This window comes from Actinophytocola sp. (genome assembly GCF_050699935.1).
Classification (GTDB): domain Bacteria; phylum Actinomycetota; class Actinomycetes; order Mycobacteriales; family Pseudonocardiaceae; genus Actinophytocola.
This window is the reverse complement of record NZ_JBOHGB010000083.1, coordinates 1-21,228: the sequence shown is the minus strand read 5'-3', so window position 1 is coordinate 21,228 and position 21,228 is coordinate 1. Positions and strand designations below refer to the sequence as shown.

Genomic DNA, 21,228 nt, shown 5'->3' with positions numbered 1-21,228 from the left:
CCCCACACTCGTACGCTCGGTAAACACCGGGGCCTCCCACAAATGTCGGACAGGCCGAGCAGGCAGCCCTCGCCCGGCAACCCACGAATCTGCGTGAGCGAGGCCCCGGCCCGCAACCACTCACAACCGAGCGGTCACTCCATACCGTCTAGGTGTGCTGTCTGGTTAGGTTGGTTCCGCGGCTGGCGGGTGTGTTGCCGCCGATGCCGGTGTGGGGTCGGTGGTAGTTGTACCAGTCCAGCCAGTCGGGGAAGGCGTGTTGGCGGGCGGTTTCGGATGGGTAGGGCTGGTGGTAGGCCCATTCGTCGAGCAGGGTGCGGTGGAATCTCTCCACTTTCCCGTTCGTTTGCGGTCGCCAGGCTCGAGTGAACCGGCGCTGGATACCCAGCTGGGTGCAGACATTGCGCCAGGTGTGTTTGGTGTAGGCCCAGGCATTGTCGGTGAGCACCCGTTCGATGGTGATGCCTCGGGCGGTGAACCAAGCGTGCGCGCGGCGCAGGAACGCCGCGCAGGTGGCGGCTTTCTCGTCGGTGAGGGTCTCGGTGTAGGCCAGCCGGGTGTGATCGTCCAGCGCGGTGTGCAGGAACAGGTAGCCACCACCCTTGGCCCGTTCCTGATTGGTGCGGCCGGCGGCACGGCCAAGAACCTTGTGGCCGCCGCCGTCGGGGATGCGGCCGAGTTTCTTCACATCGACATGCACCAGCTCGCCCGGCCGGTTGCGTTCGTAGCGGCGGATTGGTTCTGCGGTGGCGCGGTCACACGCGGCCAGCGGTGGTAGGCCATGGCGGCGCAGGATCTGGTGCACGGTCGAGGCGGCGACCGGGACCCGTGTCGCGATGCGCAGCGGCCCGATCTTGTGCTCGCGCCGCAGCCGCACGATCCGCTCCTCCACCGCGGCCGGTGTCCGGGCGGGCTGTGGTGCGGGCGGCTCGAGCGATCGACCATGCCCGCCACACCCACGGACCGATACCGACCGGCCCACCGGACCGCGGTCGTGTGGGAGATCTGGAACCGTTCCGCCGCCTGTCGCAGCGGCCAGCCCTCGTCCACGACACACCGGGCCAGCCGCAGCCGACCGGTCGGGGTTAGCGGGGCATTACGGTGGACCATCGAGGACCTCCTGGTGTTCGGCGTAGATGTCGCAATCCACACCGAACCCGGAGGTCCTCACCTCTATCAAGATCATCGATCGCGTGTCAGCCGTCACCAACGTCCCCGGACAGCACATCTAGGGCGTCTCTCACAGCCGACCGCGAGCCTGTGGTCCCGGCGCCGGTTGGTGCGCACGTGCCGCGGTGACGAAGCGGCCAGATTCTGCCGTCAGGGCGTGGCAGGAGACAGTTCGCTGCAGTTCGTCGCCCGGATTCCTGCTCGGCTCAGTGATCCAGCAACGGCGCGCCTGACGACGCGCACAACGCGACGCCACGCTGACTCTGACGTTTCCGCGGAGGTGCACCACTGCGACTGAGCAGCATTCATGATGGGTCTCGGGTACGTCGTCGTCACGACCTGGAGCGAGTGCACGGTCGTCACGATCGCCGTCTCTCGGCGCCGAGCAGCCCGGTTTCGTGGAGCAGCGCGACCTCCATGTCCGAATATCCGGCGCCCTTTGCCGAGCCGCACACCCTGACCGTTCACCGCGACACTGCCGCAGACGATCAGATCAACCGGCCGCACCTCCTCGACACCAACCTGCCACGCCACCCGAGCCGCGACGGGTCTTGGCCGCGTCGTCGGGCGAGACAGTCAACGACGCCGGTCCAACCATCAGCGCTCGAAGCAGCGGATGGGCCGGTGGTGACGCCACCACCGTCGCGATCGCCTTGCTCGACCGCACCGAGGCGTGCGGCACAGCATCCTGGCCGACGGGCTGTGGATGCCCGCCGGACGCTCGTGTCGGGCGAGCGTCCGGCGGGGGGAGTCACCGCTTCCAGAAGGATCGGCGACGGGCGGTTTGCTCGGGTTGAGTTGTTGTCAGGGCCTCCAGGGTGGTCATCGTGTGGTGCCAGCGGCGGTCGACTTCTGACGAGTCGGCTGTGGGACTTGCCAGGCTGGTGGACAGGTCGGCCAGGGTCTGACGTACGTGCTTCGGCACGCCGGCTGCTTCCCATTGGCCCAAGTGGACGCGGATGCGTTCGGACAGCGCGGTCAGTAGGCCTGCTCGGGCCCACACCTCTTCGGTGGTGGCGGACTTGAGCGCCTGCAACTCGCTGGTCACGAACGCGAGCACGGACGTGGGTGGAGGGACCACCGGCGGGACGGGCGGAAGGGTTGCTCCCTCGGCAGTGGTCTCGGGAAACGCCAGGGCCGCGTCACTGTCAGGGCCCGGTTGCTGTGAGCTTGGGGCCGGGTGGGACACCGGCGGCTGGGCTGGTTGCTTGCGCCGGGCACCCGGCCGGCCGCCCGAGCTGGACAGGCGGGATTGGAAGTCCTGAGCGCTGCCGAAACCGGTACGGGACGCGCCGAACATCGGCATGCTCCGCGCCATCGGGGCTCCTTGTCCGAAGCCGCCGGCCACTGGCGCCGCGGGCGGCTCCCATCCGCTCGGCAGGTCGACCGGTTGGGTCACCTTGTGCACCTTGCCGCCCTCGTTTACCACTCGCTGGTCCACCGCGACGAAGGCCGTGAAGCGCGACAGCACGCCATGCCTCAGCGAGGTGTCGACGATCTGCTTCTCCAGGACGCTGTGGTCGCCCGACCCGACGACGTACCGGTCCTCCAGGTCGCGAATCCTCGCCCTCGCCCACAACGCCCCCAAGCTCGGGTTGTCGCTCGGGGTCGTGGGTACCGTCGATTTCCAGTCACCGTCGCCGGCCACCGTGACAGCGCCCTCGGCGGCACCGGTGAAGCGGCCCGTGATCACGACCGGGGCGCCCGCGAACAGGTCTGGCAGCGGAGTCGGCGCCAGGGTGTCCGCGTCCACCGCGAGGCCGGCCGGGCTCATCCGCAGACCGGTGACCACAGGCGCGCCGATGCGGCGGTGGATGTGCTGCATCGCCTCATCCAGCCGGTCCTCGGACTCGACCAGCTCGTAGCGACCGGACGAGCCCGCCAGCCGCTGAAGGAACGCCTCGTTGACCGCACGATCGATGCCGACCGTGTGGACGCGGACACCGGCGAGGGTCGGCGACAGCTCGCGCAGCAGCGCGTCCTCGTTGCCGATCTGGCCGTCCGTGACGAGCACGAGCACGCGGTCACGGTCGGGCGCATCGCGCAACAGGTCGGCCGCGCGTCGCAGCGGCACGAGCATCTCCGTGCCTCCACGAGCGTCCAAACCGGACAGGAACTCGACTGCATGGAACCTGTTGCGATCGCTGGCTTCCACGAGCCCCGCTGGTAATGACGTCGGCGTCGTGATCTGGTGGTCGAAGGCCAGCACCGCGAACCGGTCGGCGCTGCCGAGCGTGTCGGCGATGCGGCTCGCGGCGCGGCGGGCCGCGACCATCTTCCAACCGCCCATCGAGCCGGACCTGTCCAGCACCAGGACCACATCGCGACCACGGGTCGGCGCCTTGACCGTCGGCGGCAGGACCGTCAGCGCGAACGTTCCGCCGGCGTCACCGTCCGGAAGCACCGACAGCGACGTGGTGATCGCCTCGCTCCCATACCGCAGCCGCAGCAGGAAGTCACGGTCCGCCCGCTCCCCGGGGTTGAGACGGACCCGCAGTCCGGTCGGCCCGTCCTCGGTGGATGTGGCGTGCAGGCTCGACGAGATTCCGTTCAGCGGCAGCGTGCCCGGATCGATGTCCACCGCCACCGACAGCTGGACCGGGTTCGGGAAACCGGGCAGCAGCACCGGCGGACTGATCCGCGACGCGTCCGGCACCTGGTCGGTGTCCGGTGCGACGCCGTCGCCCACCTGCCCGTCCGCCAGCGGCACACCGGGGACGTAGCGCGGCGCGACCACCAGCGGGAGCCGGAACGTCGCTTCACCGTCCTCATAGGGCAGCGCGCCCGCGAGCGTCAGGTGCACGCTGACCCGCTCCCCCGGCATGATGTTGCCGACCCGCATGGTGAACACGCCGGGCCGCTCCTCCTCGGCGATCGACGCCCGCTTGCCCGCGCTGATCGCCTGGTCGTAGTCGGTGCGAGCCTCGGCACGCTCCTTGAGCAGCCCCTCGACCACGCGACCGTCGGTCTCCATGCGCAGCGCGGTGACCGCGGCGCGGGGTGGCAACGGGAAGATGTAGGTGGCCTCCAGCGGCTCGTCGTGTGGATTCCGGAACCCCTGGGTGAGCTGGATGCTCGACGCGAGACCGGTGATCGCGGCCTGGACGTCGATGGTCTCCAGCGGCAGGTTGCCCCGCTCCGTGTGCAGGCAGCCCAAGCCGTCGTCCTCGCTGGGGCGGCTCGGCGCCTCGGGCAGATCCACGACGTCGACATTGATGCTCATCGGGTTACCTCTCCTCGGGTCGGCGCCAGGCCCATCCGGCCGAGCAGCTCCAGCAGCGGTGCCGCGGCGGACTCGATGGCGGCGAGCTCATCGTCGTCCGGCGCGCGGGTGGCGGCATCCAGCATGACGGTGACACTGTCACCGATCCGGATGCCGTGAACGGTCTTCGTGACAGTGTCGTGGACGCTGTCGTCCACGGTGTCGGAGCCGGCCTTCGGGCGGCTGTGGTCCGTCTTCTTCCAGAAGTTGCCGCTGACCGTGACGTTTCCGGGAGACCACGAGATGTCCATCCGCGGGACACCGGCCAGCTCCGCCAACCGGCGGTCGGTGGCCCCGACCAGCAGCCCCTGGATCTCCGCGAGCGTGCGGCCCGCGGACTGCAACCTCTTCACGGCGGCGAGTTGCAGCAGGTGGCGGCGCCCGTAGAGAGCGTTGCGGCCACGGGTGGCGGCTGGGCGGTCCACCAGGCCGATCGTGGTGTACCACCGGATGGTGCGACCGTTCGGCAGCTCCCGCACCCGGCCGTTGCTCTGGCCCTCATAGTTGTGCGCCAGCAGCGCGGCAACCTGGTCCGGGAGCTGCTCGATCGTCCACAGCTCGTCGCTCATACTGCAATCTTGACAGTTTTCGATGACACTGTCAAGATTGCAGTATGTCAGCCCTTGACGCAGACCACTTGCTTCAGCTTCGCGACGATCTCCACCAAGTCGCCCTGTTCCCGGACGACCTCGTCGACGTCCTTGTACGCGCCGGGGATCTCGTCGACGACACCCGAGTCCTTGCGGCACTCCACGCCCGCGGTCTGCGCCGCGAGATCGGCTTCGGTGAACCGCTTGCGTGCCTTGTTCCGCGACATCCGCCGCCCCGCGCCGTGCGAGGCCGACTCGAACGACTCCGGGTTGCCGAGCCCGCGCACGATGTACGAGCCGGTGCCCATCGAGCCCGGGATGATGCCGAGGTCGCCGCGGCCGGCCCGGATCGCGCCCTTGCGCGTGACCAGCACGTCCTCGCCGAAATGGATCTCCTCGGCGACGTAGTTGTGGTGACAGTTGATCGGCTCCTCGAACATCACGCCCGGGAACTGGCTGCGCAGCACGTCGCACACGAGGCGCAGCATCACCTTCCGGTTGCGCCGCGCGTAATCCTGCGCCCAGTACAGGTCGTGCCGGTAGGCCGCCATCTGCGGGGTGTTCGCGAGGAACACGGCAAGGTCGGGGTCCGGCAGCGACCGGTTGTGCGCGAGCCGCCGGGCCACCTCGATGTGGTGCTGGGCAAGGAGGTTCCCGATGCCGCGGGAGCCGGAGTGGAGCATCACCCAGACCCGGTCGTCGGTGTCCAGGCAGATCTCGATGAAGTGGTTGCCGCCGCCGAGCGTGCCCATCTGGTGCAGCGCCTTGCCGGCGTGCGCCTTCACCGCCGGCGTCAGGTCCTCGAACCGGCGCCAGAACGCGTCCCAGTCCCCCGCGTCGCGCTCGGTGAACGCCGTGGCCTTGTGCCGAGCGAAACCGACGGGAACCGCACGTTCCACAGTGGACCGCAGTCGTCCGAGATGGTCGGGCAGGTCCTCGGCACGCAGCGACGTGCGGACAGCGGTCATGCCGCAGCCGATGTCCACGCCGACCGCGGCCGGCGACACCGCGTCCCGCATCGCGATCACGGAACCGACCGTGGCTCCCTTGCCGTAGTGCACATCCGGCATCACCGCGACGTGCTTGTACGTCCAGGGCAGGGCGGCGATGTTCTGCAGCTGCCGCATGGCTTCCGGCTCGACAGAGTCGGGCCGGGTCCACAGGCGGATGTCGACCTGCCGACCAGGGATCGTCGTCGCAGCCATGATGGCCAGGCTAGGCGCGCCGGACGCGATGGGCGACGCGATTGCCGACGCGCCTACAGCAGGTGCGCCTTACGCCAGAGCCGCTTCGACGGGCCGCCGATCATGCCGACCTCGGAGAGGAACTCGGTCACCTTCTCGCTCATCCACCGCCTGGTCTCGTGGTGGTGTGGGTTGTCCCGGGCGACCGCGCGTGCTTGCCTCGGATCGAGATCGACCGCCTTATACGCACCGGGGTGAACCATGATGTCGACCACCGTGTAGGCCACCACGGCCGTGACCAGGCGGTGCAGCTCGAGCATCGGGCGGCTCAGTGACTCCATGCCGCGGACGAGCTCCTCGCGCGCGTAGCGCACGTGGCGAGCCTCTTCGACGACGTGGATTCGGTTGATCATCCGGATGAACGGCTGGATGTCGTCGTTGTCCAGCATCGACCGCTGCAGCCGGTCGGTCGTTTCCTCGACGACGAGAACGGAGGCGAACATCGCGGGACCACCGATCACCGCGCCGAAGACCTTGGACAGCGACCGGACGATCGGCGGCGGCCCGTACGCGGGGATGCCGAGCTTGGAGAGCCCCTTACCGAACATGATCGCGTGCCGTGTCTCGTCGCCGATCTCGGTCAGTGCGTAGTGGGTGTGCGGGCTGCGTGGGTCGAGGTCGGCGGCATACCGGGCCAGCAGCTGCATCAGCAGGATCTCGGTCCAGAGTCCGACACTCGTAACGCTGCCGATCTCATGCTTGGCGAGCTCGGTCCGCTGCTCCGGGGTGAGGCGATCCCACAGCTCGGTGCCGTACAGGGAGACCCGCTCCTCGGGAAGGAAGCCCTTGCCCTCGACGAGCGGCGCGTCCCAGTCGACGTCCAGCTCGGGCTGATAGGAGTTCCGGACGGACGAGTCGAGCAGGCGCTCGGCAGTGACCTCCCGGTCCTTCGGTTGCAGCACGCGGGCCATCGGTTGACCACACTCCCCGGATTAGTGTTACCTCGCGTAACAGTTACCTAGGGAGAGCGTCTCGCGGACGCCCGGCGGTGTCAAGCGGTCGGGCCGGGGCGCGCGTCCGGTCGCAGGTCGGGCTCGGCTCGGACCAGGTCGCCGACCAGCCGCACGATGTCCCGGGTGACCGGGCGGAGCAGCCGCAGCCGGGACAGGCCGATGACCCGTTCGATCAGCGGCACGGTCCGGTCGACGAGAAGGCGGGTCTTGCGGCAGCCGGGAGATCGGTCGTGGACCCAGAACAGCACCACGCCCATCTCGTAGAGCCAAAGCAGCTCCGGCAGCTCGGGCCGTAGCTCGGTGTCGACCTTGACCGTCGAGCCGTCGAGGACGCGGCGGTGCAGGGCAACCTGTGCCTCCCGGGCCGGGCTCGATTGCGCGGAGAACGGGCTCAGCGGGCTATCGGGGTCAGCCGCGTTGACGAAGAACTGCTTGCCGAACTCGTGATAGGGGGCCGCCACATCGATCCAGCCGTGCATGACCGCGCTCAACCGCCGGCCGAACTCGTGCTCGGTGCGCAGTGCCTCCTCGCATGCCTGCCCGTGGAGTTGGGCTATCCGGTCGTAGAAGCCCTGGACCAGCTGTTCCTTGGAGGAGAAGTAGTAGTACGCGTTGCCGACGGAGACGCCGGCCTCCTTGGCGATGGCCCGCATCGTGGTCTTCGCGTAGCCGTGCTCCTGGAACAGGCGCAGGGCCGTCTCGACGATGAGAGTCCGGGTCGCCTCGCTCTTGGGGGTCCGCACGACCGTGCCAGGGGATTCGGCCACGACATCACCGTATCGCCGAAGCATCCGGTCAGGCGGATTCCGACCGATGGAGGCTGGCCGGCACGGTCCCCGCAGTGTTCACTCTGGCATCACCCGCTCGTGGCCACGGCATGCCAGGGTGGCGCACCGACCTTGGAGGTGGATCATGACCCGAGCTCGAGGACTGTTGCTCCTGCCCGCTCTGGCCGTCGTCGCCGGCGTGCTCGGCGCGCCCGGCGCGCAGGCCGTCCCCGCCGAACGCGGGGACCGACACGACCCGGTTCGGTTCGCGACGTTCAACGCGTCGCTCAACCGGGCGGCCGAGGGCCAACTGGTCACCGACCTGTCCACACCGGACAACGCGCAGGCCCGCGAGGTCGCCGAGGTGATCCAGCGCAACCGGCCGGACGTGTTGCTGGTCAACGAGTTCGACTACGTGCCGGACAACGTCGCCGCGGACCTGTTCCGGGAGAACTACCTCGAGCGCGGCCAGAACGGTGCCCGACCGATCGACTACCCGTACGCGTTCGTCGCACCGTCCAACACGGGTGTGCTGACCGGATTCGACCTCAACCGCGACGGGCGCACCGACACCGGTGACGACGCACACGGCTTCGGCGCGTTCGAGGGCCAGTTCGGGATGCTCGTACTGTCGAAGCACCCGATCGACACCGATGCGGTGCGCACCTTCCAGAAGTTCCGCTGGGCGGACATGCCGGACGCGATGCTGCCGGACGACCCGGCCACGTCCGCGCCGCGGGACTGGTACTCGCCGGAGATCCTCGATGTGCTGCGGCTGTCGTCGAAGTCGCACTGGGACCTGCCGATCCGGGTCGGCCGGTCGACCGTGCACTTCTTGGTCTCGCACCCGACGCCGCCCACCTTCGACGGCGCCGAGGACCGCAACGGCACCCGCAACCACGACGAGATCCGCTTCTGGGCCGACTACGTCACCCCGGGCGAGGGCCGCTACATCTACGACGACAACGGCGAGCACGGCGGGCTCGCGAAGGGCTCGCGGTTCGTCGTCGCGGGCGACAACAACTCCGACCCGCACGACGGGGACAGCGTGCCCGGCGCCATCCAGCAACTGCTGAACGCGCCGCGGGTGAACGACACACAACCGGGCAGCGTCGGCGGCGACCTCGCGGCCCAGGAGCAGGGTGGCGCGAACCTCACGCACCATGGCGATCCGTTCTTCGACACGGCGGACTTCAACGACGAGGCGCCGGGCAACCTCCGGGTCGACTACGTACTCCCGTCGCGGGGGCTGGTCCCCTTACGCGGTGAGGTCTTCTGGCCGACGTCCGACTCGCCGCTCGCCCGCCTCAACGACGCGTCTGACCACCACCTCGTGCGGCAGGACATTTTCGTTCCCGGGCGCTGACGGTAACCAACGAAACACGTCCTGTTCAGCGCGTATGCCAGAAAGGCAACAAGTTCGTACTCGGGGGCCGCAACTTCGTTCTCGACGTATTTGCGGCCCCCCATCGCGCTCTCTTGGTGTGACCACAACCGCGGGGGAACTCTCATGGAGGCGCGATGTTGTGCACAGTCGAGCCGGAGCCGGCCCTCGCCGATCTCGAGGCCGAACTCGTCAACCAGCCGATCTCACCGGCTTGGTCACGGCCGGTAACCCGGGGCAACGTCGACGCCGTGGCCGCCGCCGCGGCCGTCGGCGACCCGGTGGCGACGCACGAGCTGTTGACCTACCTGCGCCCGATCATGGTGCGCTACTGCCGCAGCAAACTCGGCCGGGTAAGGCCGGTCAGCTCCCCGGACGACGTCGCCCAGGAGGTCTGCCTGGCGGTCTACCGGGCGTTGCCGACCTACCGCCACCTCGGCCGGCCGTTCCTGTCGTTCGTGTTCGGCGTCGCCGCGCACAAGGTGGCCGACGTCCATCGCGCCGCCGCGCGCGACCGGTCGCGGCCGACCGCGGAGATGCCGGACCCCCTCGGTTTCGAGGAGAGCCCTGAGCAGATCGCGCTGCGCCGCGAACTGGTCGAACGCACCGGCGGCCTGCTGCGCACGCTCCTCCCCCGGCAGCGCGAGATCCTGATCATGCGGGTCGTGCTCGGCATGTCCGCCCAGGAGACCGCCGAGGCCGTCGGCACCACGCCGGACGCCGTCCGGGTGGCCCAGCACCGGGCACTCAGCCGGCTTCGTCGCACGGTCAGGCACTGACCCTCGTCGACGCATCGGCCCGACCCCGGCCGGGACGCACCCACCGCCGGCGTGGCGAGGCGTCCGGCCGATCGGGCACCGCGCGTCAGTCGACAGGTCATGACCGGGCCGGCAACGACCGGCCGATCGGCCGACCCGTGATCACCGGTCGGCCGAGGCGACGAACACCCAGGCCCAATACGTTCGTCCGCATGACACCGATCCCCGTGCCGCATCGTTGGCTCGCCGCGCTGCTCGGTGCCGCGCTGCTGGTCGACATCATGCTGGCGTTCTCGAACGGCCTCGGCGACGGCCTGCCTCCGCTGCCGGGCGCGCTCATGCTCTGCCTGTGCGCATACCTCGCGCTGACCAGACCGGCGACCGGCGCGCTCGCCGGGACGGCCGCTCTCATCGGCTCGTCGTTCGTCATCTGGGCGACCGACTCCGTGCCGTCGCCGATGGGCATCCCGAGCATCGGCGTCTCCGAGACGGTGGCCGGCGCGGCGCTCGTCGTGTTCGTGGTGTGGCGGTGCTCGGTTCCGGTAGCGATCGGCTGCGCGGTCGCGCTGGTCGCCGCCTGCCTGTCGGCGATGTTCATCCGCAGCTACCCATGCTCCGCGCTGACGTTCTGCCGGTCGGGCGAGGAGGTATTCGGCTACGCCTACCTCTTCCACTCGCTGGTATTCGGGGTTTGTCTACTGCTCGGCTCGATCGCGGTCGGCTCCTACCTGCGGCACATCACCAAGCAGCGGGTCGAGACCAGCACCGCCGCGCTGATCCGCCGGCAGTGGCCGCTGGGCGCCGCGCTCGCGATGCTGCTGCTCTGGGAGACCTCCGAGATCGGCTATGTCGGGTTGGCCCCGCCGATCGGCGCCGTCGTCACGGGGGTGTGCGCCTTCCTCGCGCCCCGTTCGCCGCTGCTCTTCGCGCTCGCCGGGTCCGCGGCGCTGCTCGTGCTGCCGGTCCTGCTGGGCTTCCGCCCCAGCGTAGAGCCACTGTCGTTGACCGGAGTGGCGGCGACCATGGCGCTGATCGGGTACGCGGTGCGCTACCTCGCCCCGTTGCAGGCGGTCGGTGCGACGGCGGCACTGGTCGGCGTCAACCTGTTGATGCTGGTGCTGCGGTGGGGCGCGCACGTCGTCGACATCGAGGTCATGCTGCTGTCCGGCCTGCTCCTGATCGTCTCGGTGGCCGCGGGGTGGTACTTCCGGGCGCGGGACCGGGAGCGGACGCAGACCGCGCGGGCCGAGGTGACCTCGGCACAGCAGGGCGAGCGGATGGCGCTGGCCCGCGAGCTGCACGACGTGGTCGCGCACCACGTCACCGGGATCGTCGTGCAGGCGCAGGCCGCGCTGCTCGTGGCGGAGCGGAACCCGGACGTCGCCATGCCCGCGCTGGAGAAGATCGACCGCAGCGGTACCGAGGCGCTCAACGCCATGCGCACGCTCGTCGGGAGCCTGCGCGACGGCACCGCGGCGTGGGCCGCGGGCGGCGCGGATGCCACCGGCCAGGCGACCACCGACCTCGACGCCGACGTCCGGGCGCTTGCGGAGAACTTCGTCGGGCCGCCGGTGACGGTCGAGCTGAGCCTGCCGACCCGGCTGCCCCACGAGGTCGGCCGGTCGGTGCTGCGGCTCGTGCAGGAGTCGCTGACCAACGTCGGCAAGCACGCGCCGGGCGCGATCGACGTGCGGGTTCGGGTCGAGAGCACGGACGACCAGCTGCACATCCGGATCAGCGACGACGGTGCGCAGCGCCCGGCCAACCCGCCCGGCGGGTCCGGCGGCTACGGTCTGGTCGGCATGCGCGAGCGTGTCGAGTTGCTCGGTGGCCGGTTCGAGGCCGGGCCGAGCGGTGATGTCGGCTGGTCGGTGGAGGCGTGGCTGCCGCTGCGGAAAGAGGGGGCATGATCCGGGTACTGATCGCGGACGACCAGGAGATGGTCCGCGCCGGGTTCCGGATGATCCTGGAGACCCAGGACGACGTCGAGGTCGTCGCGGACGTGGCCGACGGCATCGCGGCCGTTCAGCGGGCGCGCGAGCTGCGGCCGGACGTCTGCCTGCTCGACATCCGCATGCCCGGCATGGACGGGCTCGAGGTCACCAAGGCGCTCGCCGGCCCGGGTGTGGCCGACCCGCTGAAGGTCGTCGTGGTCACCACGTTCGACCTCGACGAGTACGTCAGCGCCGCGTTGGCCGGTGGCGCCAACGGTTTCCTGCTCAAGGACGCCGGCCCGGCGCTGCTGCTGGAGGCGGTGCGCGCGGCTCACCGCGGCGACGCGCTGGTGTCCCCGCAGATCACCGTGCGGCTGCTGCGACACTTCGCGTCGACGGACCCGACGTCCGCGGCGGACGCACCCGCCGAGCCGCTGACCGACCGGGAGCTCGACGTGGTGAAGGCGACCGCGCGCGGGCTGACCAACACCGAGATCGGCACCGAGCTGTACCTGTCGCTGTCCACGGTCAAGACGCACCTCGCCGCGGTGCAGGCGAAGATCGGGGCCCGCAACCGCGTCGAGGTCGCCGCGTGGGCCTGGCGAACCGGCCTGATGAGCTAAATGTCCCCCGCCGCTAGCGCTGGATCGTGCTGACCGTCAGCTGGTTGCCCGGCGGCGAGCCGGCGCAGCCGGTGCCCGGCGCGGACACGAACACCGAGTCGTACTCGTGCGGCGGGTAGACCCGCAGGCCGCGCACCGAGGTCGGCTTGCAGACCGCCGGGTCGTAGTTGAGCACCTGGACGAAGCCGACCGGCGCGAAGACCGTCATGCCGGGCGTCAGGCTGATCGCCTCGCCCTTGGTGCCCTCGCGGTAGGCGGAGGGACCGACCTGGTGCCCGTCCTCACCGGCCACATAGGACACTCCTGGGAAGCCCTGGATGATGCAGGTTCGGTCGCCCTTGTTGGTGAAGCGCAGCTGGCGGTAGACCGTGCCGGCCGCGGCTTCGCCACGGTTGAGGCCCAGCGCGAGGTCGGCGACCTTGCATTCCGCCGGGTTGGACGCCGGTGCGGGCTTTTCGCCCGGTGGCTTCACGGTGTCGTCGACCGGCGGCTGCGCCTTCGGCGGCGTGGTCGTCGACGGCTCGGCCGGCGGCTCGGTCTGGTTGGCGGGTGGCCCGCCGGGAGCCTCGGAGATGGACGGCACCTCCGGACTCTCCGCGTTGTCCGACCCGCCCTGACACCCGGCCACCAGCATCGTGATCGCGACGCCGCAGGTCACCGCGACTCGGCTCATCCTGGTTCGCACCATGGTGCTCGCCTCCAGACCTGGCTCCGAAACCACTGGACGCCTTCACTGAGAGGACGTGCGGCCCTATCCCCGGGTTGCCCTCTGACCAGGCGTACCCGCGATCGGACAACAACAAACGGTCACCGGCGAAGGGCGGTGACCGTCCGTCGAAGGCCGCTCAGCCGATCGTCGCATCGCGTCCACCGGTCGTGGTCCGATAGTGCGACAGTAGCCGGATGATCTTGTTCCGCTTGCGCTTGGTGTCCAGGTACGACTTCGCGCGCGGGAAGAACACCCCGTCGTCGGCCAACCGCACCCGCGTCCACACCTTGGCGGTGCACCGGCCGGGCCGGGCCGGGTGCCCGGAGATCGACACGAGGATGACGTTGCGCGCGAAGATGTGCCGCGTGTAGAGGCCGTTGGCGGTGAACTCGACCTGCCACATCACGCCCCGTGCCGCATCGACCGCGATGTCCAGCGCCCGCTCGCGCGAGCAGGAAAGCTCGACGGAGAAATCACGGTCGAGCTCGCGGACTCGGTTTCTGCCAACCACGAACTTCGTGACGAAAACCAGTACGACAAGGCTGATCGACAAGACAAGCAATGTACCCATGATGCCCGCACCTCCTGACCGCTCCTCCGTGCTGCCCACGGCTCGAGGACAGCAGAGGGCGCGGCCGCGACCCGGCAGCGCCGACGGGTCATCAGGTCATTCAGGCACCTCTCACATTTCCTCGACCGTTACGAAACATTCACCGACGAACGTCGCCGGTGATGCATCTATTAGCGCTGAACGTTGCCGATTCGTCAAGACTTGCGGCCAATCTCTCCATTCGAAAGAAACGTTCCTGCGTCAGATCCGCCTACCGTGTCCGATTCGGAACGCTCCGTCGCGTGTCTCGAACGTCTTGACCTCGACCTAGGTCGAGCGCGCACGCTGTCGTCATGGACGAGCGGACCGTACGGCGGTATCTGGACAGGATCGGTGCGCCGGCACCGGGCGAACCGACGATCGATCTGCTGCGCGACCTCCACCTGCGGCACCTGCGGATGGTGCCCTTCGAGAACCTGAGCATCCACCTCGGCGAGCCGATCGTGCTCGACGAGGCCGCCCTCGTCGACAAGATCGTCGACCGGCGGCGCGGCGGGTTCTGTTACGAGCTGAACGGGCTGTTCGCCGGTCTGTTGCGCGCGCTCGGGTTCCCGGCGGCGCTGTTGTCGGCGCGGGTGTTCACCCCTGAGGGCACGCTCGGACCCCCGTTCGACCACGCGTTGTTGCGGGTCGACCTCGACGACCGGTACCTGGTCGACGTCGGGTTCGGCGCGCACGCGAGCCACCCGCTGCGGCTGGACTGGCCGGAGCCGCAGGCCGATCCGGGCGGCGAGTTCCTGGTGGTCGACGGTCCGGACGGGGACGTCGAGGTGCGCAAGGACGGCACTCCGCAGTACCGCGCCGAGTCCCGGCCGCGGGAGCTGGCGGACTTCGCGCCGACCTGTTGGTGGCAGCAGACCTCGCCGGACTCGCACTTCACCCGCTCGCTCACCTGCTCCCGGCAAACGCCCGAGGGCCGGGTGACACTGACCGGCGACCGCCTGATCACGACGGTCGCCGGCGAGCGCACGGAGTCGGCCTTGTCCGGCGACGACGCCGTGCGGCAGGCGTACCGGTCCCACTTCGGCTTCGAGCTCGACCGCCTGCCGCCCCCGCCGAACTCGGCCGTCGTCCTGTGACTACTTGCTGGCCACCCGGCGGTACTTGGCCACCGACAGCGGGATGAAGATCGCCAGGATCGCGAACGAGGTGAGCACCGCGTAGAGCAGCGCGTTGTCCGCCGGCCAGCCCTCGGGCGGCAGCATCGCGGGTGGCGCCTGATTGCCGAAGAGGTCGCGCACCGACTGGATCACCGCGGTGAACGGGTTCCACTCGGCGATCACCTTCAGCGGGCCGGGCATCGTGCCGGCGCCGACGAACGCCGAGGAGATGAACGACAGCGGGAACAACCACATCAGACCCGCGCTCTGCGCCACCTCTACGCTCGGCGACGAGAGCCCGATCAGGGCGCCGATCCACGACATCGCGAACCCGAACAGCAACAGCAACAGGTACGCGGTGACCGCGTCGAGGACGCTGCCGCGGATCCGCCACCCGACGATCAGCCCGCACAGCGACATGATCAGCAAGGCCATCGCGCTGACCACGAGGTCGGACGTGGTCCTGCCGAGCAGCACCGCGAGCCGGGACATCGGCAGCGAGCGGAACCTGTCGATGATGCCCTTCTGCAGGTCGTTGCACAGCCCGATCACCGTGAACGCCGAGTTGAACGCCGTGGTCTGCACGAAGATCCCGGCGATCAGGAACTCGCGGTACTGGCCGCCGCCGAGCGCGCCGCCGAACACGTACGCGAACAGCAGCACGAACATGATCGGCTGGATGACCGCGGCGAACAGCCAGTCGGCGTTGCGGCGGACGTTGAGCAGGTTCCGCCACGCGACGATGCCGCCGTCGCGGACGCCCTGGGTCAGCACGGTCACTGGTCCTCCTCCGCGGCGTGGCCGGTGAGCGACAGGAACACGTCGTCGAGCGTCGGGCGGTGCAGGGCCACGTCCAGCACCACGACGCCCTCGGCGTCCAGCCTGCGCAGCGCCTCGATCAACGATTTCGGCCCGGCGTCGACCAGGACCTGGATCCGCCGGCTGTGCGTGTCGACCTCCGGCTCGGCGGAGCCGACCTCGGCGAGCACGCGGGCGGCGGTGTCGACCTCGGCCTGTTCGGCCACCACGATCTGCAGCACCTCGCCGCCGATCTGCGCCTTGAGTTGGTCGGCCGTGCCGCTGGCGATGACCTTGCCATGGTCGATGACCAGGATCGTGTCGGCCAGCCGGTCGGCCTCCTCGAGGTACTGGGTGGTCAGCAGCACGGTGGCACCCTCGGCGACCAACTCGCCGATGACCTCCCAGGTGTCGAGCCGGCCGCGCGGGTCGAGCCCGGTGGTCGGCTCGTCGAGCAGTACGACCTCGGGCGCCGCGACCAGCGCACCGGCGAGGTCGAGCCGGCGCCGCATGCCGCCCGAGTAGGTCTTGGCCGGCCGGTCGGCGGCGTCGTCCAGCTGGAAGCGGCCGATCAGCTCACGCGAGCGCGCGCGGGCGTCGTTCTTGTTCTTGCCGTAGAGCCGGCCGACCATGTACAGGTTCTCGAAGCCGGTGAGGCTCTCGTCGACCGCCGCGTACTGGCCGGACAGGCCGATGGAGCGGCGTACGGCGTCGGGCTCGGCCAGCACGTCGTGGCCGGCGACCCAGGCTCGGCCGGAGTCCGGACGCAGCAACGTGGTGAGGATCCGTACCGCCGTGGTCTTGCCGGCGCCGTTGGGTCCGAGCAGGCCGAGCACGGTCCCGGTGGGTACCTCCAGGTCGATGCCGTCGAGTGCGCGGGTCGACCCGAAGGTCTTGACCAGGGCCTCCGCGCGCACCGCGACGTCGGACGCAGGCATGACGACTCCCCAAAGCTGGTTTTGATCTGGCGTCGGCGACTGTAGACCGAGGCACCGACAAACCTGGACCGTATTGCCTCTGGACGAACACGGACCGCGCGGAACCCGTGATCAGGCCTTCCGGCCGCCGAGGACGCCGGAGAGCCATCGGTCGGCGGCCGCGTAGTCGGCGTCGGTATGGCCGGGGGTCGCGCCGACCGCGGGCGGGCCGGCCTCGGCCTTCGGGTACGAGCCGAGGAAGCGCAGCTCCAGGCAGCGGCGGTGCAGTGCGGCGAGCGCGTCGCCGACCCGCTGCTCGGTCACGTGTCCGTCGAAGTCCAGGTAGAAGCGGTACTGGCCGAGCCGGCCCTTCTGCGGGCGGGACTCGATGCGGCTCAGGTTGATGCCGCGGAGGGCGAGCTCGGTGAGCATCTCGGCGAGCACGCCGGTGCGCTCGGCGGTGGTGATCGCGACGATCGACGTGCGGTCCGAGCCGGTCGGGGCGGGCAGCTCGCCGGGGCGGCGGAGCAGCAGGAACCGGGTCACCGCGCCGTCGAGGTCGGCGACGCCCGTGGCCAGGACGTCGAGCGGGTAGTGCGAGGCGGCGACCGGTGCGGTGACGGCGGCGTCCCACTCGCCCTCGGCCACGCCGACCGCGGCGGCCGCGGTGGAGTTGGCCGCCGCCTGGGTCGCCTGGCCGAGGTGCTCGCCGAGCCAACCCCGGACCTGGGCCAGCGCGTGGGGGTGGCTGGCGACCGTGCGGACGTCGGCGGCGGTGAGGCCGGGGCGGACCAGCACGGAGAACCGGACCGGCAGGACCACCTCGGCGATCGCGACGATCGGTTCGTCCACGGCGAGCGCGTCCATCGTGGCGGAGACGGCGCCCTCCACGGAGTTCTCGACCGGCACGCACGCGAGGTCGGCCTCGCCCCTGCGGACCGCGGCGAGCGCGACCGGCACGGTGTCGACCGGCACCAGCGTGTCGGCCGTCCGTGCGTAGGTCAGCGCGGCCTGCTCGGTGAAGGTGCCCTGCGGTCCGAAGTAGGCGATGGTCGGCACGGGCTCACCCTACGCAGCGCCGGTCCTTCGGGCTCTGCCGGTCGGGGCAATGTGAGCACCCATCCGGCGAGTCGCGTACGGGTGCGCCGGGTGAACACCGTGGGAACTCTTGCGTACGGACTCGCCGTGACCCGCGAGCCGCGACGGTCCGGCCCGACCGGTGAGTCCGGTGGCCGGCACGGGCGCTGACCTCGTCTGAGTGCCCCTGGGTGATCGAGTCTCCGCCGATCGGGGTCGCCGAGCGGAGTGCGTATCACCCAGATGCAGTTACGCAGGGGCGCCACCGAGGTGCCATGCTGGAGCCCGTGACCGCCGATTCGGAGGCAGAGAGCTCGGAACTCGCGACCGGACGATTGGCGTTGGTGCTCTGCGCGGTGGAGGAGCCGCTCGCGCGAGCGTGGGCGAACGCCGTTGCGGAGCGCCGTGACGTGTGGGTGCACCGCGGCTCGGTGCTGGACGTGGACGCGCAGGCCGTGGTGAGCCCGTCGAACTCGTACGGCTGGATGCGCGGCGGGATCGACGCGGTGTACGCACACGCGTTCCCGTCGGTCGAGCAGCACGTGCGCAGCGCGGTGCTCGCGTACCACGGCGGCGAGCTGCCGGTGGGCCAGGCGCTGATCGTGCCGACGGACGCCCCGTCGCCGGCCTGGCTGATCAGCGCGCCGACCATGCGCGAGCCGGGTTCGGTGCTACCGCCGGACACCGTGCACCCGTACCTCGCGGCGCGCGCGGTGTTCCGGCTCTGGTGTGATGGACGCCTGGAGGACGACCGGCCGGTGCGGCAGGTGGTGCGCACGATCGCGCTGCCGGGCCTGGGCACCGGCGTGGGTGGCGTGGCGCCGGAGACGTGCGCCAGGCAGGTCATGGCCGCGTGGGACGAGGTCTTCGACCCCACGCGGCCGTAGGTCGTCGGGTTACTCGCCTTACTCGCTCGCCTCGCCGAGGGCCGGACGCTCGGTCCGGACCGCGATCTCGCGCGGCTCGACCTTGGGCTTGGCGACCTCGCGAACCCGGATCTTGAGCGGGCGCCGGGCCGCCGCTGCTGAACGCCCGGCGGACAGCGAGTCGAAGTCGTGGTCGAACTGCCGCCGTCATGAGTGCCAACGCATGAGGCTCCGCGATGTTCGCGCTCGGAGACCACCGCGGACGGTGTCCGGCCGATGTCGGCGGTGGCTGCTGGTGACGGAAATAATCACCGAGATTCACACGTTGGGTGGTCGCCAAAATGCCGGGCGCCGGGTTAGCTGAGTGGGACAGGATTTCCGAGCTAGGAGGTCGAATGTCGTTAACGGTTTCCCCCACGTTGCTCGAGAAGGCGCAGTGTGGTCCGGTGTCCGACGACGATTTCATCGCGTGTATTCGTGAGTCATTGCCCTACGCCTGGTCCGTCGTCACCCGTGTCGCCGAGCGGCTGGCGGCCGGGGGCGGGCCGTTCGTCGACAACCAGACCGAGCCGCCGGACGAGGCGTCCCGCGGGCAGCTGTTGCGCCTGGTAGGAAGCGACGCCATGCGTGCGGCGGTCGAGCGGCACTTCAACGTTCGGCTCGCCTTCCAGAACTGCCACCGGCTCGCGATGTTCGACCCGGCCGCCCACCGGGAGTACGGCGAGTTCATCAGCCCCCGCGCGCAACTGCTCAACCAGAGTCCGGAATTAGTGAACTGCTGACCCGGAAAAGGGAGCCCGGCCCGGCTCCCTTTTTCGGACCCCAACGCATGCATTTATCGCGATAAATCCATTTCCAGCTCCAGCTCGTCCCGGATCGGGATATCGTCGTTGCCAAGCTCGGGAATTCGAGGCTTGATCCTCCGTGACTCCTCGACCGCGCCCGGTCGCAACGCGGTGAGCCGGAAGCCGGCCCGCTGGTAGAAGCGCAGCGCACGCGTGTTGTCGTTCGTGGTGGTCACCCGCAGCCGCGACGCCGTGCCGCGGAACTCCTCGACCAGCGCCCCGAGCAACGCGGCACCCACGCCGCCGCCGGTGAACGCGTTGATCGTCACGATGTCCACCACGTCGCCGCCGGTCCGGTAGGTCAGCAGGCCGACGACCTCGCCGCCGGGCTCGGCGACGGCGAGCCAGCCGGGCAGCCGGCTCGCGTCGAGGACGCCGCCGAGCGACAAGGCCACCACGTCCACCGCACCCCACTCACGCTCGAGCAGGGGAACCACGATGCCTCGATCCTCGGGTGAGAGACGCCGGAGCGTGTACGGAGTCACAGTGCCCAACGTGCCACGACACCTTACGTTTGGGGCATGCGGGCGACCCACGTGCGGCCGGCTCGGTCCGGTCGCGACCTGAGCCCCTACGTGGAGCTGCGCCGGGAGCAGTGGCGCGAGCTCCGCCGGTCCACTCCGCTGATGTTGACCCTGGACGAGTTGGTCGCGCTGCGCGGTCTCGGTGACCCGGTCGACCTCGAGGAGGTCGTGGACGTCTACCTGCCGCTGTCACGCCTGGTCAGCCTGCAGGTGGCGGCCCGGCGGCGGCTGTGCGAGGCGACCGCGTCGTTCCTCGGCGAGACCGCGGAGCAGGTGCCGTTCGTGATCGGCATCGCGGGCAGCGTCGCGGTCGGCAAGTCCACGACCGCCCGGTTGCTGAAGACCCTGCTGGCTCGCTGGCCCGACCACCCACACGTGGACCTGGTGACCACGGACGGTTTCCTGCTCACCAAGGCGGAGCTCACGCGGCGCGGCCTCATGCACCGCAAGGGTTTCCCGGAGAGCTACGACCGGCGTGGGCTGCTCCGGTTCGTCTCCGACGTGAAGTCCGGCGCGCCCGAGGTCCGGGCGCCCGTCTACTCGCACCTGGCCTACGACATCGTGCCGGGCGAGACGCAGGTCGTCCGCAAGCCGGACATCCTCATCATCGAGGGGCTCAACGTGCTGCTGCCCGGGCATGGCCTGACCGTGGCGGACCTGTTCGACTTCTCGATCTACGTCGACGCGCACACCGAGGACATCGCCCACTGGTACGTCGAGCGGTTCCTCGCGCTGCGGGACACGGCGTTCACCGACCCGGGCTCGCACTTCCACCACTACGCCTCGCTCACCGACCACGAGGCCCGCGCGGAGGCGGCCCGGCTGTGGCAGGAGATCAACGAGCCGAACCTCGTGCACAACATCCTGCCGACCCGCCCGCGGGCGACGCTGGTGCTGCGCAAGGACGCCGACCACCGCACGAGCCGGGTCCGGTTGCGCAAACTCTAGAAGGCGTCGAGGGCCAGGATCTGCGCCACCACGAGCCGCCGGTCGAGCTCGTCGTCGGAGATGTCGACGACGAACGTCCGGCGCAGCGCGAAGCGGCGGTGCACGGTGAACGCCGGCCGCGTGCCGGTGGTGAAGTCGAAGTGCGCGGG

20 protein-coding genes and 1 pseudogene are annotated in these 21,228 nt (G+C 69.9%); 8 read left to right on the top strand and 13 right to left on the bottom strand.

Features of this window, described 5'->3' with window-relative positions; translation table 11 throughout:
* Positions 1–148 precede the first annotated feature (148 nt).
* The 7 genes and pseudogenes from ACRDTB_RS23985 to ACRDTB_RS23955 form a co-directional block, all read right to left on the bottom strand.
* A pseudogene (locus ACRDTB_RS23985) lies at positions 149–1,110 on the bottom strand (IS481 family transposase).
* 210 nt (positions 1,111–1,320) lie between these two features.
* Entirely contained in the window at positions 1,321–1,623 is a 303-nt protein-coding gene (locus ACRDTB_RS23980) for a hypothetical protein (protein ID WP_431433751.1), read from the bottom strand.
* A 298-nt stretch (positions 1,624–1,921) separates the two neighbouring features.
* Positions 1,922–4,393, bottom strand: a complete 2,472-nt coding sequence (locus ACRDTB_RS23975; protein WP_431433729.1) for a VIT domain-containing protein — start codon at positions 4,391–4,393, stop codon at positions 1,922–1,924.
* Positions 4,390–5,001 carry a MerR family transcriptional regulator gene (locus tag ACRDTB_RS23970; RefSeq protein WP_431433727.1) on the bottom strand — a complete coding sequence of 204 codons (612 nt, stop codon included), beginning with the start codon at positions 4,999–5,001 and terminating at the stop codon, positions 4,390–4,392. The genes ACRDTB_RS23975 and ACRDTB_RS23970 overlap by 4 nt, the downstream gene beginning before the upstream one ends.
* A 47-nt stretch (positions 5,002–5,048) precedes the next feature.
* Complete coding sequence (locus ACRDTB_RS23965) at positions 5,049–6,227, bottom strand: RtcB family protein (RefSeq protein WP_431433725.1); 1,179 nt, start codon at positions 6,225–6,227, stop codon at positions 5,049–5,051.
* A gap of 53 nt (positions 6,228–6,280) precedes the next feature.
* Positions 6,281–7,177 carry an AurF N-oxygenase family protein gene (locus ACRDTB_RS23960; RefSeq protein WP_431433723.1) on the bottom strand — a complete coding sequence of 299 codons (897 nt, stop codon included), beginning with the start codon at positions 7,175–7,177 and terminating at the stop codon, positions 6,281–6,283.
* A gap of 80 nt (positions 7,178–7,257) precedes the next feature.
* Positions 7,258–7,986, bottom strand: coding sequence for a TetR/AcrR family transcriptional regulator (locus ACRDTB_RS23955; protein ID WP_431433722.1), 729 nt, complete (start codon positions 7,984–7,986; stop codon positions 7,258–7,260).
* 145 nt (positions 7,987–8,131) lie between these two features.
* Here ACRDTB_RS23955 and ACRDTB_RS23950 point away from each other — a divergent pair, with 145 nt between their 5' ends.
* The 4 genes from ACRDTB_RS23950 to ACRDTB_RS23935 all read left to right on the top strand — a co-directional run bounded on the left by ACRDTB_RS23950 (position 8,132) and on the right by ACRDTB_RS23935 (position 12,685).
* On the top strand, positions 8,132–9,352 hold the full coding sequence (locus ACRDTB_RS23950) for an endonuclease/exonuclease/phosphatase family protein (protein WP_431433720.1): 1,221 nt from the start codon (positions 8,132–8,134) through the stop codon (positions 9,350–9,352).
* Between the two features lie 155 nt (positions 9,353–9,507).
* Positions 9,508–10,149: an RNA polymerase sigma factor ShbA gene (shbA, locus tag ACRDTB_RS23945; RefSeq protein WP_431433718.1), complete on the top strand. Its 642-nt coding sequence runs from the start codon at positions 9,508–9,510 to the stop codon at positions 10,147–10,149.
* Positions 10,150–10,340: 191 nt separating this feature from the next.
* Entirely contained in the window at positions 10,341–12,038 is a 1,698-nt protein-coding gene (locus ACRDTB_RS23940) for a sensor histidine kinase (RefSeq protein WP_431433717.1), read from the top strand.
* The gene (locus ACRDTB_RS23935) at positions 12,035–12,685 is read left to right on the top strand and encodes a response regulator (protein ID WP_431433715.1); all 651 of its coding nucleotides are present in this window, start codon (positions 12,035–12,037) and stop codon (positions 12,683–12,685) included. Before ACRDTB_RS23940 ends, ACRDTB_RS23935 begins: the two co-directional genes overlap by 4 nt.
* A gap of 13 nt (positions 12,686–12,698) precedes the next feature.
* On the opposite strand, the gene ACRDTB_RS23930 is transcribed toward ACRDTB_RS23935, so the two are convergent.
* A complete protein-coding gene (locus ACRDTB_RS23930; RefSeq protein WP_431433713.1) occupies positions 12,699–13,358 on the bottom strand; it encodes a DUF4232 domain-containing protein in 660 nt (219 codons plus the stop codon).
* A gap of 172 nt (positions 13,359–13,530) precedes the next feature.
* The gene (locus ACRDTB_RS23925) at positions 13,531–13,947 is read right to left on the bottom strand and encodes a hypothetical protein (protein ID WP_431433712.1); all 417 of its coding nucleotides are present in this window, start codon (positions 13,945–13,947) and stop codon (positions 13,531–13,533) included.
* Positions 13,948–14,297: 350 nt separating this feature from the next.
* Here ACRDTB_RS23925 and ACRDTB_RS23920 point away from each other — a divergent pair, with 350 nt between their 5' ends.
* The gene (locus ACRDTB_RS23920) at positions 14,298–15,083 is read left to right on the top strand and encodes an arylamine N-acetyltransferase family protein (RefSeq protein WP_431433710.1); all 786 of its coding nucleotides are present in this window, start codon (positions 14,298–14,300) and stop codon (positions 15,081–15,083) included.
* Here the strand turns inward: ACRDTB_RS23920 and ACRDTB_RS23915 are convergent, their stop codons facing one another.
* The 3 genes from ACRDTB_RS23915 to pheA all read right to left on the bottom strand — a co-directional run bounded on the left by ACRDTB_RS23915 (position 15,084) and on the right by pheA (position 17,878).
* The gene (locus ACRDTB_RS23915; RefSeq protein WP_431433709.1) at positions 15,084–15,884 is read right to left on the bottom strand and encodes an ABC transporter permease; all 801 of its coding nucleotides are present in this window, start codon (positions 15,882–15,884) and stop codon (positions 15,084–15,086) included.
* On the bottom strand, positions 15,881–16,840 hold the full coding sequence (locus tag ACRDTB_RS23910) for an ATP-binding cassette domain-containing protein (RefSeq protein ID WP_431433707.1): 960 nt from the start codon (positions 16,838–16,840) through the stop codon (positions 15,881–15,883). Before ACRDTB_RS23910 ends, ACRDTB_RS23915 begins: the two co-directional genes overlap by 4 nt.
* A 111-nt stretch (positions 16,841–16,951) precedes the next feature.
* The gene (gene pheA, locus ACRDTB_RS23905) at positions 16,952–17,878 is read right to left on the bottom strand and encodes a prephenate dehydratase (RefSeq protein WP_431433705.1); all 927 of its coding nucleotides are present in this window, start codon (positions 17,876–17,878) and stop codon (positions 16,952–16,954) included.
* 305 nt (positions 17,879–18,183) lie between these two features.
* On the opposite strand from pheA, the gene ACRDTB_RS23900 reads away from it, so the two are divergent.
* Entirely contained in the window at positions 18,184–18,783 is a 600-nt protein-coding gene (locus ACRDTB_RS23900; protein ID WP_431433703.1) for a macro domain-containing protein, read from the top strand.
* Between the two features lie 374 nt (positions 18,784–19,157).
* The gene (locus ACRDTB_RS23895) at positions 19,158–19,544 is read left to right on the top strand and encodes an SCO5389 family protein (RefSeq protein WP_431433701.1); all 387 of its coding nucleotides are present in this window, start codon (positions 19,158–19,160) and stop codon (positions 19,542–19,544) included.
* Between the two features lie 53 nt (positions 19,545–19,597).
* Here ACRDTB_RS23895 and ACRDTB_RS23890 read toward each other — a convergent pair whose 3' ends face one another.
* Entirely contained in the window at positions 19,598–20,044 is a 447-nt protein-coding gene (locus ACRDTB_RS23890; protein ID WP_431433700.1) for a GNAT family N-acetyltransferase, read from the bottom strand.
* A gap of 84 nt (positions 20,045–20,128) precedes the next feature.
* Here ACRDTB_RS23890 and coaA point away from each other — a divergent pair, with 84 nt between their 5' ends.
* A complete protein-coding gene (gene coaA / locus ACRDTB_RS23885) occupies positions 20,129–21,079 on the top strand; it encodes a type I pantothenate kinase (protein ID WP_431433698.1) in 951 nt (316 codons plus the stop codon).
* The last annotated feature ends 149 nt before the right edge of the window (positions 21,080–21,228 follow it).